Source organism: Streptantibioticus silvisoli (assembly GCF_027947535.2).
Taxonomy (GTDB): Bacteria; Actinomycetota; Actinomycetes; order Streptomycetales; family Streptomycetaceae; genus Streptantibioticus_C; species Streptantibioticus_C silvisoli.
Genome location: NZ_JAAGKO020000040.1, coordinates 49,599 through 63,051, shown reverse-complemented (window position 1 = coordinate 63,051; position 13,453 = coordinate 49,599). Strand labels below are relative to the sequence as shown.

General features: G+C 68.3%; 33 protein-coding genes. 27 read left to right on the top strand and 6 right to left on the bottom strand.

Features of this window, described 5'->3' with window-relative positions; all coding sequences use genetic code 11:
- Positions 1-5: 5 nt before the first annotated feature.
- From POF43_RS24210 to POF43_RS24185, 6 genes are all read left to right on the top strand, one after another.
- Positions 6-299, top strand: coding sequence for a hypothetical protein (locus POF43_RS24210; RefSeq protein WP_271322048.1), 294 nt, complete (start codon positions 6-8; stop codon positions 297-299).
- Positions 296-475 carry a DUF4326 domain-containing protein gene (locus POF43_RS24205; RefSeq protein ID WP_271322049.1) on the top strand — a complete coding sequence of 60 codons (180 nt, stop codon included), beginning with the start codon at positions 296-298 and terminating at the stop codon, positions 473-475. Before POF43_RS24210 ends, POF43_RS24205 begins: the two co-directional genes overlap by 4 nt.
- A gap of 229 nt (positions 476-704) precedes the next feature.
- On the top strand, positions 705-1,676 hold the full coding sequence (locus POF43_RS24200; protein ID WP_271322050.1) for a DNA cytosine methyltransferase: 972 nt from the start codon (positions 705-707) through the stop codon (positions 1,674-1,676).
- A 203-nt stretch (positions 1,677-1,879) separates the two neighbouring features.
- On the top strand, positions 1,880-2,047 hold the full coding sequence (locus POF43_RS24195) for a hypothetical protein (protein WP_271322051.1): 168 nt from the start codon (positions 1,880-1,882) through the stop codon (positions 2,045-2,047).
- Positions 2,048-2,213: 166 nt separating this feature from the next.
- Complete coding sequence (locus POF43_RS24190; RefSeq protein ID WP_271322052.1) at positions 2,214-2,642, top strand: DUF4326 domain-containing protein; 429 nt, start codon at positions 2,214-2,216, stop codon at positions 2,640-2,642.
- Positions 2,643-2,808: 166 nt separating this feature from the next.
- Entirely contained in the window at positions 2,809-3,144 is a 336-nt protein-coding gene (locus tag POF43_RS24185) for a LuxR C-terminal-related transcriptional regulator (protein WP_271322053.1), read from the top strand.
- A gap of 65 nt (positions 3,145-3,209) precedes the next feature.
- Here POF43_RS24185 and POF43_RS24180 read toward each other — a convergent pair whose 3' ends face one another.
- Positions 3,210-3,611, bottom strand: coding sequence for a hypothetical protein (locus POF43_RS24180; RefSeq protein ID WP_271322054.1), 402 nt, complete (start codon positions 3,609-3,611; stop codon positions 3,210-3,212).
- Between POF43_RS24180 and POF43_RS24175 the strand changes: the two genes are divergently transcribed.
- The 12 genes from POF43_RS24175 to POF43_RS24120 all read left to right on the top strand — a co-directional run bounded on the left by POF43_RS24175 (position 3,601) and on the right by POF43_RS24120 (position 7,081).
- Positions 3,601-3,792 carry a hypothetical protein gene (locus POF43_RS24175; protein WP_271322055.1) on the top strand — a complete coding sequence of 64 codons (192 nt, stop codon included), beginning with the start codon at positions 3,601-3,603 and terminating at the stop codon, positions 3,790-3,792. The genes POF43_RS24180 and POF43_RS24175 overlap by 11 nt on opposite strands.
- Positions 3,793-3,850: 58 nt before the next feature.
- The gene (locus POF43_RS24170; protein ID WP_271322056.1) at positions 3,851-4,009 is read left to right on the top strand and encodes a hypothetical protein; all 159 of its coding nucleotides are present in this window, start codon (positions 3,851-3,853) and stop codon (positions 4,007-4,009) included.
- Positions 4,006-4,338 (top strand): WYL domain-containing protein, encoded by a 333-nt coding sequence (locus POF43_RS24165; RefSeq protein WP_271322057.1) that lies wholly within the window; start codon positions 4,006-4,008, stop codon positions 4,336-4,338. The genes POF43_RS24170 and POF43_RS24165 overlap by 4 nt, the downstream gene beginning before the upstream one ends.
- Positions 4,339-4,348: 10 nt before the next feature.
- Positions 4,349-4,516: a hypothetical protein gene (locus tag POF43_RS24160; RefSeq protein ID WP_271322058.1), complete on the top strand. Its 168-nt coding sequence runs from the start codon at positions 4,349-4,351 to the stop codon at positions 4,514-4,516.
- 51 nt (positions 4,517-4,567) lie between these two features.
- Positions 4,568-4,750 carry a hypothetical protein gene (locus POF43_RS24155; RefSeq protein ID WP_271322059.1) on the top strand — a complete coding sequence of 61 codons (183 nt, stop codon included), beginning with the start codon at positions 4,568-4,570 and terminating at the stop codon, positions 4,748-4,750.
- A 41-nt stretch (positions 4,751-4,791) separates the two neighbouring features.
- A complete protein-coding gene (locus tag POF43_RS24150) occupies positions 4,792-5,112 on the top strand; it encodes a hypothetical protein (RefSeq protein WP_271322060.1) in 321 nt (106 codons plus the stop codon).
- A 122-nt stretch (positions 5,113-5,234) separates the two neighbouring features.
- Positions 5,235-5,474, top strand: a complete 240-nt coding sequence (locus POF43_RS24145; protein WP_271322061.1) for a hypothetical protein — start codon at positions 5,235-5,237, stop codon at positions 5,472-5,474.
- Entirely contained in the window at positions 5,471-5,815 is a 345-nt protein-coding gene (locus tag POF43_RS24140; RefSeq protein WP_271322062.1) for a MazG-like family protein, read from the top strand. Before POF43_RS24145 ends, POF43_RS24140 begins: the two co-directional genes overlap by 4 nt.
- A complete protein-coding gene (locus POF43_RS24135) occupies positions 5,808-6,119 on the top strand; it encodes a MazG nucleotide pyrophosphohydrolase domain-containing protein (protein ID WP_271322063.1) in 312 nt (103 codons plus the stop codon). The genes POF43_RS24140 and POF43_RS24135 overlap by 8 nt, the downstream gene beginning before the upstream one ends.
- The gene (locus tag POF43_RS24130) at positions 6,116-6,439 is read left to right on the top strand and encodes a hypothetical protein (protein ID WP_271322064.1); all 324 of its coding nucleotides are present in this window, start codon (positions 6,116-6,118) and stop codon (positions 6,437-6,439) included. Before POF43_RS24135 ends, POF43_RS24130 begins: the two co-directional genes overlap by 4 nt.
- Positions 6,436-6,741: a hypothetical protein gene (locus POF43_RS24125; RefSeq protein ID WP_271322065.1), complete on the top strand. Its 306-nt coding sequence runs from the start codon at positions 6,436-6,438 to the stop codon at positions 6,739-6,741. Before POF43_RS24130 ends, POF43_RS24125 begins: the two co-directional genes overlap by 4 nt.
- Positions 6,742-6,958: 217 nt before the next feature.
- Positions 6,959-7,081: a hypothetical protein gene (locus POF43_RS24120; protein WP_271322066.1), complete on the top strand. Its 123-nt coding sequence runs from the start codon at positions 6,959-6,961 to the stop codon at positions 7,079-7,081.
- A gap of 39 nt (positions 7,082-7,120) precedes the next feature.
- On the opposite strand, the gene POF43_RS24115 is transcribed toward POF43_RS24120, so the two are convergent.
- The 3 genes from POF43_RS24115 to POF43_RS24105 are packed head-to-tail and all read right to left on the bottom strand — an operon-like array spanning position 7,121 to position 8,192.
- The gene (locus POF43_RS24115) at positions 7,121-7,480 is read right to left on the bottom strand and encodes an SLOG family protein (protein ID WP_282704745.1); all 360 of its coding nucleotides are present in this window, start codon (positions 7,478-7,480) and stop codon (positions 7,121-7,123) included.
- Between the two features lie 20 nt (positions 7,481-7,500).
- Positions 7,501-7,722, bottom strand: a complete 222-nt coding sequence (locus POF43_RS24110) for a hypothetical protein (protein WP_271322068.1) — start codon at positions 7,720-7,722, stop codon at positions 7,501-7,503.
- Positions 7,719-8,192 carry a hypothetical protein gene (locus tag POF43_RS24105; RefSeq protein WP_271322069.1) on the bottom strand — a complete coding sequence of 158 codons (474 nt, stop codon included), beginning with the start codon at positions 8,190-8,192 and terminating at the stop codon, positions 7,719-7,721. Before POF43_RS24105 ends, POF43_RS24110 begins: the two co-directional genes overlap by 4 nt.
- A gap of 206 nt (positions 8,193-8,398) precedes the next feature.
- Between POF43_RS24105 and POF43_RS24100 the strand changes: the two genes are divergently transcribed.
- Positions 8,399-8,596, top strand: a complete 198-nt coding sequence (locus POF43_RS24100; RefSeq protein ID WP_271322070.1) for a hypothetical protein — start codon at positions 8,399-8,401, stop codon at positions 8,594-8,596.
- 86 nt (positions 8,597-8,682) lie between these two features.
- On the opposite strand, the gene POF43_RS24095 is transcribed toward POF43_RS24100, so the two are convergent.
- Both POF43_RS24095 and POF43_RS24090 read right to left on the bottom strand, forming a co-directional pair.
- Entirely contained in the window at positions 8,683-9,090 is a 408-nt protein-coding gene (locus POF43_RS24095) for a DUF6907 domain-containing protein (RefSeq protein WP_271322071.1), read from the bottom strand.
- A 611-nt stretch (positions 9,091-9,701) separates the two neighbouring features.
- The gene (locus POF43_RS24090) at positions 9,702-10,388 is read right to left on the bottom strand and encodes a GIY-YIG nuclease family protein (RefSeq protein ID WP_282704744.1); all 687 of its coding nucleotides are present in this window, start codon (positions 10,386-10,388) and stop codon (positions 9,702-9,704) included.
- A 73-nt stretch (positions 10,389-10,461) separates the two neighbouring features.
- Here POF43_RS24090 and POF43_RS24085 point away from each other — a divergent pair, with 73 nt between their 5' ends.
- The 8 genes from POF43_RS24085 (at position 10,462) to POF43_RS24050 (ending at position 13,433) form a co-directional block, all read left to right on the top strand.
- A complete protein-coding gene (locus POF43_RS24085; RefSeq protein WP_271322073.1) occupies positions 10,462-11,214 on the top strand; it encodes a GntR family transcriptional regulator in 753 nt (250 codons plus the stop codon).
- Positions 11,215-11,379: 165 nt separating this feature from the next.
- Positions 11,380-11,619, top strand: a complete 240-nt coding sequence (locus tag POF43_RS24080) for a helix-turn-helix domain-containing protein (protein ID WP_271322074.1) — start codon at positions 11,380-11,382, stop codon at positions 11,617-11,619.
- Positions 11,620-12,047: 428 nt separating this feature from the next.
- Positions 12,048-12,206: a hypothetical protein gene (locus tag POF43_RS24075; RefSeq protein WP_271322075.1), complete on the top strand. Its 159-nt coding sequence runs from the start codon at positions 12,048-12,050 to the stop codon at positions 12,204-12,206.
- Complete coding sequence (locus POF43_RS24070) at positions 12,200-12,355, top strand: hypothetical protein (protein WP_271322076.1); 156 nt, start codon at positions 12,200-12,202, stop codon at positions 12,353-12,355. The genes POF43_RS24075 and POF43_RS24070 overlap by 7 nt, the downstream gene beginning before the upstream one ends.
- Positions 12,352-12,540, top strand: a complete 189-nt coding sequence (locus POF43_RS24065; protein ID WP_271322077.1) for a hypothetical protein — start codon at positions 12,352-12,354, stop codon at positions 12,538-12,540. Before POF43_RS24070 ends, POF43_RS24065 begins: the two co-directional genes overlap by 4 nt.
- Positions 12,537-12,758: a hypothetical protein gene (locus POF43_RS24060; protein ID WP_271322078.1), complete on the top strand. Its 222-nt coding sequence runs from the start codon at positions 12,537-12,539 to the stop codon at positions 12,756-12,758. Before POF43_RS24065 ends, POF43_RS24060 begins: the two co-directional genes overlap by 4 nt.
- 92 nt (positions 12,759-12,850) lie before the next feature.
- Positions 12,851-13,021, top strand: a complete 171-nt coding sequence (locus POF43_RS24055) for a hypothetical protein (protein WP_271322079.1) — start codon at positions 12,851-12,853, stop codon at positions 13,019-13,021.
- Between the two features lie 28 nt (positions 13,022-13,049).
- Positions 13,050-13,433, top strand: coding sequence for a RapZ C-terminal domain-containing protein (locus POF43_RS24050; protein ID WP_271322080.1), 384 nt, complete (start codon positions 13,050-13,052; stop codon positions 13,431-13,433).
- Positions 13,434-13,453 lie beyond the last annotated feature (20 nt).

Below are 13,453 nucleotides of genomic sequence, written 5' to 3'. Positions count from 1 at the left end.
CGATCATGGAACTCGAAGAGGTCAAGCGTTTCTCGCTCGCGGCGCTCCAGTACGCGGTCGACGGCGAGTACGAGCCCGCGGCGACGATCGTCAACGCCATCGCGCTGAACGGCACCAGCCGCAGCCTGTACGCCGTCTGCTGCACCTGGGCCGGATCCGCGGAAGTCGCCCTGGAGCGCATCCAGGGCCCGCTCGGCCAGCTGGTGTTGGCGCCCCGCAGTGAGTTCGAGGGCGTGCGGATGTTGACCGCGTGGTCGGCCGCCGCGCATCCCGTCAGCCGCGAAGGAGTCACCGCATGAGCCCGCAACGTGTTCAGCGCAAGCGCACGAAGGGCTGGACCCTCGCGGATCTCCACCTGCTTCGCGGCAAGGACTTGGCGTGCACGTGCCCGTTGCCGGAGCCGGGCGAGCCAGACCACTGCCACGCCGCGGTGTTGCTGCGGCTGGCGAACGATGCCCCCGGGGAGACGCTGTGACGCCCCTGGAGCGGCTTTTGGCGGAGGAACTGCCCACCGGGACGTTCGGGGGCGTGAGAGGCCCGCAGACGGGCGTACAGCTCCTCGGGCCCCGTCGGGTGACCACGCCGGCTGAGGCTGCCGCACATTACGCCGAGTTGGCCGCCGCCATCGGCGAACCCGCGGTCCGCCGTCGCCGGCACCTCCGCGCCGTACCCGACACCACCGCCCAGACCGGAAAGGCCGCCTGATGACCGCCGACTTGATCGTCCACGGGTTCGCCGGCATCGGCTGGTCCGAGGGCATGCTCCCCCTCGGCCTCGCCGATGTAGGGCTGGAGCTGGACTGGGCGGCCTGCCGAACTCGCAGCGATGCGGGGCACGCCACCGTCCAGTGCGACGTGGCCGACTACCCGACCGAGCCGTTCCGTGGCCGGACCGTCGGCAAGGTGGATTCGCCGCCGTGTCAGGCGTACTCGCGCTCGGGTGGCCGTCTCGGCCTGCACGACCGGCCGCTGGTCGCGCAGGCGGTGGAAGACCTGGCCCGCGGACGGGACACCCGGGCAGCCATCAAGGCTGCCTGCCTGGACGAGCGGTCGATCCTCACGGCGGAGCCGATGCGCTGGCATTACGACCTGCGCCCACAGTGGATCGCAATGGAGCAGGTGCCGGCAGTGCTGCCGCTGTGGGGGCAGTACGTCGAGATCCTGCGCGACTGGGGGTACTCGGCGGCGTGCGGGGTGCTGGATGCGGCGGACTTCGGGCTGCCGCAGCACCGTAAGCGTGCGGTGCTCGTTGCCAGCCGGGTCGCGGAGGTCAGGTTGCCGGAGCCGACCCACGGGTTCGGGCTGGGGCTGCTGCCGCACGTGTCGATGGCGGAGGCGATCGGCTGGGGCTACACCCGGCGGCCGGCGCCCACAGTGACGGGCGGCGGTACGGCGACGGGTGGTGCGGAGCCGTTCGGCAACGGCACCCGGCGGGCCATGAAGGCCGCGGCGGAGCGGGTTGGCGAGTGGCGGGAGCGGGTTGGGGTAACCCACATGCGGCCGACGCTGGCTGAGGCTGCCGTACTTCAGGGGTTCCGGCCGGGCCTGGTGTTCGCCGGCCGGGCGGGTCAGCGGTACCTCCAGGTTGGCAATGCCGTCGCTGTCCCGTTCGCGACCGCGGTCCTTTCGGCCGCGACCGGCCTGCCGTCTGCCGCCGCCCTTCCTGCCGCGGCGTGATTCCCGCCGCCCACCGCACCACCACCGCCCGGAGCGTCCACAGGGGCCCTGTGAGGGCCTGTGGGCGCTCCGGGTGGCACTCGAGGGCCGGAAGGCGCCCCGAGGCCGTTAGAACGCGCACCACACAGCGAATCGAGGCCGACATGACCCACATCCAAGAACCCGCCGCTCCTCGGCCGTCCCGCGGGCGCCGTGGTCGTCCGGTGCTCACCGCCGAGCAGCAGGTGCTCGCCGACGAACTGCATGCCCGTGCGGAGGCTCTGCGGGCCGGTTCGGAGGAGGGCTTGTCGATCCGGGAGGCCGTGGAACTCGCGGCGGTGCAACTCGGGTTGGAAGCGCCGAAACCGGATCAGATCGAGGCGGGCGGATGAAGCCCGAACCTTCGATGTGCGGCACCCGGCCCCCGGGAAGCCGTCTCCGCGCCCGCCTGAGCGCCGAACAGCACAAGAGCGGCCCTCGGGTCCACCGAGCCCACGAAAGGCCCCCAGGGGCGCCAGGAGCCCGCATCCCGTCAACCGAAACCACGAGGAGCACCCGATGACCAACCCCGAACCCGCCACCACACCCCGCCGGATCAAGCGTCGCCGCACCGCAGGGTGGACCGCCCCGCTCGACGAGCAGGGCCGCAAGCCGATCTACGTCGGGCGCGGCACTCGCTTCGGGAACCCGTGGGCCGTGGTGACGACGAAGAACCCGAAGGGTTGGGCCGTCTCGTGGACTCGCGATCCCTACAGCAATCCGATCCCTGGCACCTACTGGGTGCGCTGCGCTTACGAGGTGACCGCCCGCCAGCAAGCCACGCGCTACTACGCCGAGTGGATCCAAGCGCAGCCCAAGTTGCTGGCCGAAGTCCGGGATCTCGCGGGCCGGGACCTCATGTGCTGGTGCGCTGAGCCGGAGCCGGGCGAGCCGGACCACTGCCACGCCGCGGTCCTACTCCGCGTCGCCGCGGGTGGCCAGCCGTGACCGCTGACCGTCGCGCCCCGTGCATCGACGACCCGTCGGTGTGCCGGCCGGGTGATTGCTGGTGCGCCCGCTGGGAGGGCGCTGCCGTGCCGCTGCCGGTCGACGACGAACCCGACCCCGAACCGCCTGCACGCCCCGTCGTGGACGTGCCGACGAGAGGACTCCTGTGACCCCCTTCCCGCCGGCCCTGACTGACCGGCAACAGCAGATCCTGCGTCTGGCTGCCGAGGGCCTGTCCCGCCGGGAGATCGCCGCCGCACTGTTCCTTGCCGAGGGCACGGTCGACTACCACGAGCGGATCATCATCGCCGCCCTCGGTGCCCGGAACCTGCGGCATGCGGTGAACCGGGCGTGGGAACTCCAGGTGTTTCGCTGGCAGCGGCACGGTGACCACGCCGGCTACACCACCCACCAACGCCGCGGTGAGCCGCCGTGCGAGGCGTGCCGGTCCGGGGAGGCCGTTTACCGGGCCGGGCTCAAGACCCGGCGGGACGCGGCGTGATGCCGGGCCCGGCATGCAGACGCCCCGCACACCAAGGCGGTGGGCGGGGCGAACGGGGGCGGAGATCAGGCGTCGGGATCGGCTTCCAGCTCGGCGACGCGTTGGCGAAGGGCTTCGAGTTCCGCCTGAGCTTCTGCTTCGGCATCGCGCTTGTCGGCCTCGTCGCGCAGGCGCCGCAGGTATTCGCGGCTCCACTCGGTGATGCGTCCGACCTCGACTTGTTTGACCCCGGAGCGCAGGGCGGCGACCGCCTCCACCTGGAGTTTCTCGCGGGCGTTCCTGAGGGCATCGTCGGCTTTCTTGTAACGCTGAGCTGCGGCTTCGAGGGCATGGGTGTCCATGCCGTTCATGATGGCATAGGCGTTGGCTGACGCCAATGCCAACAGTGTTGACAACGCCAAGCGAGTTGGCCACAATGGAGTCATCGCCAAGGGCATCAACCGCAGGGAGACCACGATGGCCAGCACGCTCCGCTACACCACGATGGACAACCGTGAGATCACCTCCCGGAGCGAGACGCTGGACGCCGCGATCCGCGGCGCTCGGAACGCCTGGTGGGCGGGCCGCGACGACCGGTTCTTCATGATCCTCAACGCGTCCGGATCGACCGTCGCCGTTGTACACCGGGCGCAGGTCACCAAGGGCTGACCGCCCCCCGAGGCACTCAGCCCACCAACGACCGCTCAACCGCCGCAGGGAGACCGCCGTGAAGAAGTGCAAGGCCACCACCACGAAGGACGGCATCACGTTCGCCTGCGGCAAGAACGACGGCCACCACCGTGCCAGCGGCAACCGGAACCACTTCGACTACGACGCCCTGGTCAGTTGGCCCACCGTGACCATTCCTGCCGTGGTGACCCGATGAACCGCACGCTCGCCGCCATCCGCCGCACGATCCGCACCGCCCTCACCGCCGACCCCTGCCTGGTCACCGCTGTGCGCGGCTACCGGCACAGCCTGATCGTCGACCTGTACCAGGCGATCGACACCGGGACGACGGTCGTCATCAGCTACCGCAAGGCGTCCGGCGAGGCGTCCCGGCGGGCGATACGGCCCCTCGACCTGCGGGTCACCGCGGCGGGCGACATCATCCTCCGCGCCCACGACCTGCGGGATGGCGACGACACCCACTTCCGCATCGACCGCATCACCAACCACCAGACCCTGACCAGCGCTGTCGCGCTTGCTGCCTGAGGAACCTCAGATGGCCAACATCACCCGCATCGACATGTCCAGCCCGAACGGCGACGCCATCCGCGAGACCGCCGCCAACGGCGGAAGCCTCGAACTCCACGACTCCACCCGCCCTGACGTGCCGCCGATCTTCCTCGACGACTTCCTCATGGCCGTTATGCGCGGCGAAGTCCAGTAATCGCTTCACCAGCCCGCCAACCACCATCTACCCGCACGTCGGAGGCCAACAGTGAGCAACACCATCCGAACCCCGCACCGCTACACCATGAATCTGCCTGGCACCTTCGAGATCCACGACGTGCAGGGCAGGTGGTTTGGGACATTCACCGAATTCAAGGCGGCCGAGGCCACCACCGATCTCCTCAACAGGCGACACCCCGAGGGCGGGTACGACTGGACGCGGGTGAAGTGACCATGGCGGCAGACCCCGAACAGACATCCATCGCTCTCCCAGTGAACGACGACGACTTCGAAGCGATGAAGAACTACAGCGAGCCAACCATCGTCGCCGCCGTTGTTGACGGGCGAATGACATGGGCCAAGGACGTGTGCACAGTTCATCCACGCCAACAAGGCGCCCTGTTTCATGGCGACCGGCTCGTGCACACCGACGGATCTTCGTGGACCGTTACCGCAGTGGACTGGGACCGCGCCAAGGGCGGCAGATGGTCAGGCGCCCCCACCGTCTACACCCTGCGGCAGGACGTCACCGGCCATGAGGAGCAACTCACCGGCGCCGAAATGGCTGACTTCTGGCGTCCAAAGACCCCCTGATCGTCCGCCCGTCGTCCTGGACTACCCGCTTCGCCGGACCAGCCTCGGCCCACGCATGAGCTGCGGGATCGAATCCCGCCCGAGGCGCCACCACCCGCCACCAACAACCCGAGGAGACCGTGATGACCGAGCCCGCCAGTCTGACCGCCGCGAAGCGCGAACTCGACTACGTCCGCAGCTTCGAAGTCCTCACCGACGAGGACCGCGACCTCCTGTACGACACGACCCGCAGCTACCTCGTCGCCCTCATCCGCTCCCAGCGCGCCGCAGACAACCCCGACAGCATCGAGACCACCACCTACAACCAGGCCATCGACGACGCCATCCGCGACCTGAGCAACGCCGAAGTAGACACCGCATGACCAACACCGACACCCCCGTCCTCGCTCCGGATGCGTGGGCCACGCTGCGTCGGATCACGGCGTGGATCGACAACGCCAACGGCCACTCCGACCACGAGACCGCCATGCGGCTCCTCAAGCTCGCCGAGGAAGTCGGCGAGGTCACCCAGGCGTACATCGGCATGATCGGCCAGAACCCGCGCAAGGGCATCACCCACACCCAGGAAGACGTGGCCGACGAACTGTGCGACGTGGTCGTGACCGCGCTCGTCGCCCTCTACCGGTTCGCTGACGACCCGGCCGGCGTGCTCGAAGCCAAGATCCAGAAGATCGCCAAACGGATGGAGGCCACCGATGCCTGACCTGTCGATCCGTGCCACGCAGTCCGCCACCTGGGCCAACAAGCAGGCCAAGAGCTTCAACACCACCGACGTTCCCCTGGAGTTCGGGTTGCTCTACGGCGAGGTCGCCGAGGCGTTCGACGCCTGGCGCAAGGGACTGCCCGGCCTCGGCGAGGAGCTGGCCGACGTGTACCTGTACCTCGTCAGCCTCGCCGAGATGACCGGCATAGACCTCGCCGACGCCGTCGAACAGAAGATGGCCGTCAACTCGACCCGCGTCTACCGGCGCATCGAGACCGGTGCGCTCATCAAGGACACGCCGTGACCGCCGCCGAGCTATGGGACCAACTCCTTCGCTACCAGCCCGACCTCGCCGCCCAACTCGCCCACCACGTCCGCGACCTACCCGACTGGGCACTCCCCGCAGACCACCGTGCCGCAACCAACCCCAACCAGCCACCCGAGATCACCCCCTACGCCGCCAGCCCGTTCGACTGCCAGGCGTGCACCGAGACCGGCGACCAATGCCGGTACCACCAAGGCGTCAACAACATGTGCGACGAACTGGAGCAGGCCGCCGCCGACAACCCCGAGCTGACCGTGCGTGCATTCTTCGCCGCCGTAGAGGAGGAGACCTACCAGTGACGATCGACGATCAGCGGGCCCGGCTCGTCGCCTACCTCACCCAAGCCGGTCTCAGCACCCGCCGGGCCCAGGCCAACATCGAAACGCTCCTCGCCACAGCCGCCGCCACCGGACACGACGGGCAACACCAGTACCTGTCCACCGGCTGCCTCCACGGCGACATGCGCCTCCCCGACGGGCGCACCGGCCACCAGTACTGCCAAGGCGAAACCGGTGTATGCGGGGCTAAAACCCCGGCATCCTGCAAGTTCTGCCGAACACCGTGCCAGTGCCCCTGCCACCTCGACAAGGAGACGCCGTGATTCCCAGTGTCCGGACCGGCGCTGATTCAGCCGGCGAGGCGTAGCGTGACCACACCCTCCCCAGGGTGAGCGGCCCCACCAACACCCCCGGTGGGGCCGCAGCACGTTCGTCAAACGCGACACCACGACGATTCTTGGAGTCCCCCCACACCACCCATCTGTCCGCTACTCCTAACGCGTGAGGCCAGCCGGCCCCACGATCCGAAGGAGGAACAACATGAGCGAGCGCAGCATCCAGTTCTGCCCGGACTGCCACAAGGCGATCAGCATCGAAAGTGCCCGACCCGGCGTCCCGGCCAAGTCCGTCCACATCGGCACCCGCCGCGAGACCTGCGAGTAGGGCCGCCACGAAGGCCGCCCCGACATGTCGGGGCGGCCTTCAAGCTGTCCAGCGCCGAACCAGAATCCCCGCCCGCTCCGCCACTCGAGCCGTGTGTGACGCCCCCCGCGACCCGCTGCGGATGAACGCCAGACACACGTCCGCCCCCAGATCCACCATGTGCTGGTTCCGCACGAATCCGGCCCGTTTCCCCAGCGCGTCCCAGTCCGCCGGATGCCGCTCCACCGACATCCGGAACTCCGCGGGCGCCCTCGTGGCCAGCAGGTCAGCGAGAGCATCCGCACCACGCGGACACGCCCCGTGCACCACCACGATCGGACCGCCCGCGACCTCCAACCGCACCTGGCGAAGGGCCTCCCGGACCGTCGGCATGTCCGCCCACGAACGGGAACCCGTCACCAGCACACGGAACGGGGGCGTCACGACAGCGCCCGGCACTCGTCGCACGGCTCCTGCCGCAGCGAAACGTTCAGGCACAGAAACAGCGCCCCGCCCGGCAGCCGTAGTCCGACCGTCCGGTTGCAGTTCTCGTCCCCGCCACGGATACCCGCCAGAATCAGCGGACGCCACCACGCCGAATCCCACGACGGCGACCAGAACCAGCGGGACGAGACTGTCGGGCCGACCTGTTCGACCATCACACGGCCTCCTTCGCGCTCCACGCCTCGCACCAGGCGGCCAGCTCGTCGGCGCGCTCCCAAGAGCCGCCGATGATCCCGCCGTCCCACTTCGGCTGACCACCGTTGTAGAAGTGGCCGGCGCCGATGCTGCGGTCGATGACCCTACGGACCGCCTCAACGACCGCGGCCGGCGAGGCGTAGCCGTGGACCGGCAGATCGGTCGGGTAGGCGTTGGAGCCATCGGCGTTCAGTTCGGCGAACTCCCAGACGGGACCCCGCTCCGGCTCGCCGTCCTCAACGCCGGTGTGCCACGCCCAGGTCAGGATCAGCCCGTGCGGCCATGCGGCGCCAACCGGGATGTCCTCGTCATTGCTGGACGGGTCGAGGGTGATGACCGCGCCGAGGTAGCAGTACGTGCCACGCGTCTCGCTGTCGGACAGCCAGGTGTCATCGCCAGGCTCCAGGCCGGCGGCGGTGAGCGCGTTACACACAGCGGTGATGTACGGGTCATGAGGCAAGGCACGGCCAGTCATGATTCCTCCAGGTTTGTGGTGGTTCAATTGTCCCACCAACCCGTCAAGATCGGGGGTCAGTTGGACGGAAAGAGGTGGGAAAACCGCAGGTCACGGGGCGTGAGCAGGGTCACCGCACAGACGTCCGAAGTTTCACCGACGGCATCGAAAGGCAGGCATCCCGCATGGACCTGAACTGGATCACGGCCGAGGTCGAAACCACCGAAACAATCTTCCAAGCCGGCCCCGGCGGAAGCGGAAGACGCCACCTCAACGCCCAAATCGCCCTCGACAACGGGTTCGTACACATCAAAGACCCCGACAGCGACGGCATCTGGATCCTCCCCGCCGGCAGCCTCATCACCGCCCTCTACAAGCCGTAGACGGCGCGGGCACCCCCCACGGAAGCCGCAGACCGGCTGCGGCCCGGCAGGACAACCCGCCGGGCCGCACCACTCTCGCGAGACGGTCAGACGTCCATCTGCCCGCGCAACACCCGCAACTTCGCCACAAACGCCTCCATGTCCGCGATCAGCATGTCCGCGCCCGCCGCATCCAACTCGATGTCCGTCTCACCCTGCACGAACATCACCGGCTCACCCAGCTCGCCGCCCTCATCCAGACGCGTCACCTCCGCACGCAGCAACACCGGCAGATCACCCGGCAACGGATCAGGGTTCGCCAACACCTGCTGCAAGGAGAAGTGCGCCGTCGACGACGGGCCGAAGTGGTGGCCGAGCGGGCGAAAACGGTGCCGGCACCACGACGGACACGGGGTCGGATGGGACAGCGGCGGGGTGGCCCCGGGCACAAGCGATGCGGGCGCCGGGGCGGACTTGTACACGCCGCCCTGTACGGAAGAAGCTAAAGTGGACACGGTGAACCCTTCTCTCTGAACGGTGATGGATCACTGACTGAGCGGGGTGATGACCCGCTTGGTGCTTGCGACGGCCGGAGTTCCCGCTCCGGCCGTTCGCGTTTAACGACGCTACTGGGCCTACCGAATCAGACCCGCAAGATCCGGATGACCCAAGCGGCTTGATCTCTACCCCACCGTGAGGCACTTTTCTACCTCACCACGGGGTGGACAATTGGCCTATAAGGTTACGAATGCTTGCCCACCTAAGGGCTCCCACCTGCAACAACTCCCAACCGACAGATCGAACAGCGAGACCGAACGGCACGGGAAGACAACCAATCCCGACGCCAACGGATGGCCGAAAACAATCGCCACGGGCATCCGCAGCAACCCCGCCACCCACCCTCGCACCGCCCCACAAGCCGGCACCGAGACGCGCAACCCACATCCCGCGAGACGACACCACAATCGACAGAGGCGTCCCGCCAGACGGGAGAAGCCGATCGTCGCGGGGTGCTGGCGCTCAGGCGCCGATGGCCGTCTGGCCGCCGGACTCGAACGCCGTGATCGCGGTCACCATCCCCGCGTACACCTGCTCCAGCGGCGGCCGGTCGTCCTCGGAGCACCACCTACGACTTGGTCGGGTCGGACGAATCCTCCCGGATGGACCTGACGGTCGGCCGACGCAGGAGCGGGACTCCGCCCTTCTTCCCGATGGCCTGAATCGTCGGAACTCCCCAAGGAAGGAACTTGGCCATCCGGCTGGCCGAGACGCCCTTCATCATCACGGCGACGATCTCGCTCTCCAGCTCATCCCGCGTGGCGCCAGCGGTCGCCTGCTCAGACTCGTAGCGCGCCACCAAGTCGAGGAGCGTCTGGTCAGGGGTCCACCCGGCTCGGATGCGGTCATGCCTGTGGGTGGGAACGCGATTCTCTGGCATACCAGGGTCGAGGTTCCACATCGGCCTACATTCAGAGATCAGTAGCCGTTCGCGCGCCTCCGCTTCCAGTCGACTTGGGAACCACTCGATCTCCCGAGTGGCCACCGTGCTCCACCAGTCTTTGGTGTCCGCGTGTGCCTTCCAGCGGGCGTGCGGGCTGTTGGAGATGCCAACGTAGATGATCTCTCCCTCGGCGCTGTAGAGGGTATAGACGGCGGTTCGCCCCTGGGGCGGCATCCACTTCTCCTTCGTTCGATCGTTCGCGCGAAAGGTGCTCACCGGGCCGTCCAGAGGACGCCACTCCAGCAAGCGCTGGACAACATGCTTATTGGTACTGGACCAATTGTCAATGGGCTGAGTTGCCACAGTGGTCACCTGCGCAGGTCAGCATGAGAATCACGGGTAGACAGGTACCGTCTACTCACCAGCACACACGAAGGAGGACGTCGTGGCAGGGAAGGCGCGAGGCGACAAGCCGCGCTATCAGCAGATCGCGGACGAGTTGCGCGCCAAGATCCAGTCCGGCGCCTACGAAGGCACCCGCAAGCTCCCGAGTGAACGTGAGATGTCTGAGCAGTACGGGGTTGCTCGAAATACCGTCCGAGACGCCCTCCAGGTCTTGCGCAGTGAAGACCTGATCGAGACACGCCGTGGATCGGGTGTCCACCTGCGCAGCTTCCGGCGCCTCAGCCGTGATGCGGTCGCACGAGCCTCAAGAAGCCAATGGGGAGCCGGTCGATCCATCTGGGATCACGACACCGGCCCGCTTGGACACCAGGAGACTACGCAGGTCGAGAAAATCGATCCGCCTGCGCCCGTGGCTGGCGTGCTCGGAGTGCGCGGCCAGAAGGTGTGGCGGCGCAGCCGGCTGCATCGGGTCGACAAGCGCACCGTCATGAAGTCCACCGGCTGGTATCCGGCAGACCTGGCCGAAGAAGCGCGCATCGCACAGCCCGACACGGGCCCGGGGGGGGTGTACGCCCGACTCGACGAGATCGGCCACGGTCCGGCTCGCTACCGCGAGGAGATCGAGGTTCGTTTGCCTCTCTCTGACGAGGTCGCAGACCTGGGGATCACCCAGACGACCCCAATTCTCCGCATCGTCCGCACGGCATACGACTCGGACGATCGCCCGGTAGAGGTCAATGAGATGGTCATGGACTCCGACAGCTACCGGCTGATCTACACGTTCCCTTCGTAGCGGATCTCGCTAGCCCAGCCCCCGGCCGCCAACCGGGGGCTTTTATCTTGGGCGCGCAACTGGTCTAGGACAACTGCTTGTGCAGTACAGCTCCAGTTGTCTAAGCTGTCGTTGTCAGCCCGGGAAGAAAACGGGCCTCTACTAGCCATGTCTGGAGGGAGATCAATGAGCGACACAGCTGCCGTCGTGGTCGCGGGACCACAGGACGAGAAGCTGCTCGACGCTTCGGAAGTCGCGGCGGCGCTGCGCCTCTCGCTGACTTCCGTCTACCGGCTCGCCCGGAGCGGAGACCTCCGCAGTCACCGCTTCGGCAAGGGAAAGGTTCGTCCTCGCGGACTCCGTATCCCCGAGTCGGCCGTGACGGAGTACCTGCGCTGCTCACAGATCGAGCCCGAAGCCGCCTGAACAGCAAGAAACCCGCCGCAGTGGTTGCACACCGCGACGGGTCCCGTAGTCCCCGGGTTGGTGGTTGCACACCGCCCCGGTCAAATCCCACCTGCTTCACCAGGAGGACCAGATGTCCGATCGTACCGGTGCGCCGTCGGCGCCCACCAATCGCTTGTCGCAGGAGGACGAGGCCCTGCGCCGCGTCCGTGGCACGGCCCCTCGCATGTCGGACGCGGATCGCGCTGCTCACGCTGCGGCGCAGCACTTGTCGCCGCGTGGTGTGGCTGCCCTGGCCCGTCTCGTCACCGCCTTGGGGGTGTCGTGATGGCGCGGTCGTCTCGCACGAAGCTGCTGGAGCAGGGCAAGGTTCGCAGCCCGGAGTACGGGCGGCCGAAGGGGTCCGTGGCCCCCAGCGAGATGTTGGCCCGCTTGTCGGGTGGTGTGCGGTGACCGCGGCGGAGAAGGCCGAGATCATCGGCGACGCGGCGGAGGAAGCGGCGTCCGAACTGGTGGAGGAGCGTCGGCAGCACCCGGTCGAGCCGAGGCCCCTGTCGGTGACCCCGGCGCACGTGCGCCGCACCGTCGCCACCGTCCGGGGGTGGTGACCGTGGCCCTCGGATCGATCGGCCAGCAGACCAACCCCGACGCCGATTCCTGGACCGCCGCTCGCATCGCGCAGGCCGAGGAAGCCCGGAAGCTCGCCGAAGAAGCCCGCACCGAAGCCGAACGGCTCCGGAACGGTGGCCGGTCGTGAACCTCTTCGGATCGGGCCCGGCGCCGATGTTGGCGGCGGAGGAGCAGCAGCGGGGCGACAACCTGGCCGCCCGGATCGTGGAACTTCAGCTCTCCGGCCAGTCAGTGGCCTTCCACCAGCAGGCAGCGCAGGACGCCTACGGGAACGCCGCCCAGTACACGGTCCAGCCGGAGGGCCGGCCGTGACCGACCCGAATACCGAGGAGATGCCCATGTCCCCCAAGGGTGCTGCCGCCGCCGTTGTCTCTGCCGCGACTCACGTTGCGGCCGTGGAGATCGTGCTCGGTACCGACAACGACGAGTACGCCGCCGCGGTCGAAGCCGGTGTTGCCGCTGTCCGTCGGGCTCACGCCCTGGGCGCCACCGACGACGACATCCGCCGAGCCAACCGCACCCACAGCTGACGGTAGCCCGTCCTGTCCGGACCCCTGGGGCCCGGATGGGGCGGAGATCCGCCAGACCCGCCGGATCAACCCCCGACCTTGAGGAGAACCCCATGAGCCCCCGTCGCGAGACCGACGCCGATGACTTCGCCCGCAGCCACGAACTGCTCACCTCTGCCCGCGCCCTCCCGGACGGTGACCCGCTGCGCGGCCCGCTGATCGACGGTCTCAAGTCCGGCGCCGACCTGCCGGAGGAGCGCCGCAACTACCCCACCGCCGGCTGACCGTTCACCACATTGAAAGGTGCCTCTCATGTCTCAGGTCACGATCACCAGCTTCGGATACGGCCACGGTGCGGCCCCGGAGGCTCACCTGACCCTCGACCTCCGCCAGCATTTCCGCGACCCCCATGTCGACCCAGCGTTGCGGGAGATGACCGCCGCCGACATGCCCGTGCGCGCGGTCGTGGGCGCCACCCCCGGGATCTGGGACCTCGTGGACGCCACCGTCGCCATGGTCCGCGCTTACCTCGCCGGCCCCGGCGACGCCCCGATCCGTGTCGCGGTCGGCTGTGTTGGCGGCCGGCACCGCAGTGCAGCGGTCGCTGATTTCGTGGCGGGCCTGCTGCGGGCGAACTACGGGGGCGCCATCGAGTTGACCCACCGCGACCTGCACCGGCCCGTCATCGGCCGCTGACGGTAGCCCTCGCCGCCCGT

Bases quoted from the DNA above. Each gene is read 5' to 3' on its own strand.
- POF43_RS24140 (WP_271322062.1), top strand. From the start codon at position 5,471: ATGACCAACACCGACACCCCCGTCCTCGCTCCGGATGCGTGGGCCACG.
- POF43_RS24135 (WP_271322063.1), top strand. From the start codon at position 5,808: ATGCCTGACCTGTCGATCCGTGCCACGCAGTCCGCCACCTGGGCCAAC.
- POF43_RS24160 (WP_271322058.1), top strand. From the start codon at position 4,349: ATGGCCAACATCACCCGCATCGACATGTCCAGCCCGAACGGCGACGCC.
- POF43_RS24055 (WP_271322079.1), top strand. From the start codon at position 12,851: ATGAGCCCCCGTCGCGAGACCGACGCCGATGACTTCGCCCGCAGCCAC.
- POF43_RS24120 (WP_271322066.1), top strand. From the start codon at position 6,959: ATGAGCGAGCGCAGCATCCAGTTCTGCCCGGACTGCCACAAGGCGATC.
- POF43_RS24210 (WP_271322048.1), top strand. From the start codon at position 6: ATGGAACTCGAAGAGGTCAAGCGTTTCTCGCTCGCGGCGCTCCAGTAC.
- POF43_RS24165 (WP_271322057.1), top strand. From the start codon at position 4,006: ATGAACCGCACGCTCGCCGCCATCCGCCGCACGATCCGCACCGCCCTC.
- POF43_RS24100 (WP_271322070.1), top strand. From the start codon at position 8,399: ATGGACCTGAACTGGATCACGGCCGAGGTCGAAACCACCGAAACAATC.
- POF43_RS24200 (WP_271322050.1), top strand. From the start codon at position 705: ATGACCGCCGACTTGATCGTCCACGGGTTCGCCGGCATCGGCTGGTCC.
- POF43_RS24145 (WP_271322061.1), top strand. From the start codon at position 5,235: ATGACCGAGCCCGCCAGTCTGACCGCCGCGAAGCGCGAACTCGACTAC.
- POF43_RS24190 (WP_271322052.1), top strand. From the start codon at position 2,214: ATGACCAACCCCGAACCCGCCACCACACCCCGCCGGATCAAGCGTCGC.
- POF43_RS24205 (WP_271322049.1), top strand. From the start codon at position 296: ATGAGCCCGCAACGTGTTCAGCGCAAGCGCACGAAGGGCTGGACCCTC.
- POF43_RS24050 (WP_271322080.1), top strand. From the start codon at position 13,050: ATGTCTCAGGTCACGATCACCAGCTTCGGATACGGCCACGGTGCGGCC.
- POF43_RS24080 (WP_271322074.1), top strand. From the start codon at position 11,380: ATGAGCGACACAGCTGCCGTCGTGGTCGCGGGACCACAGGACGAGAAG.
- POF43_RS24175 (WP_271322055.1), top strand. From the start codon at position 3,601: ATGGCCAGCACGCTCCGCTACACCACGATGGACAACCGTGAGATCACC.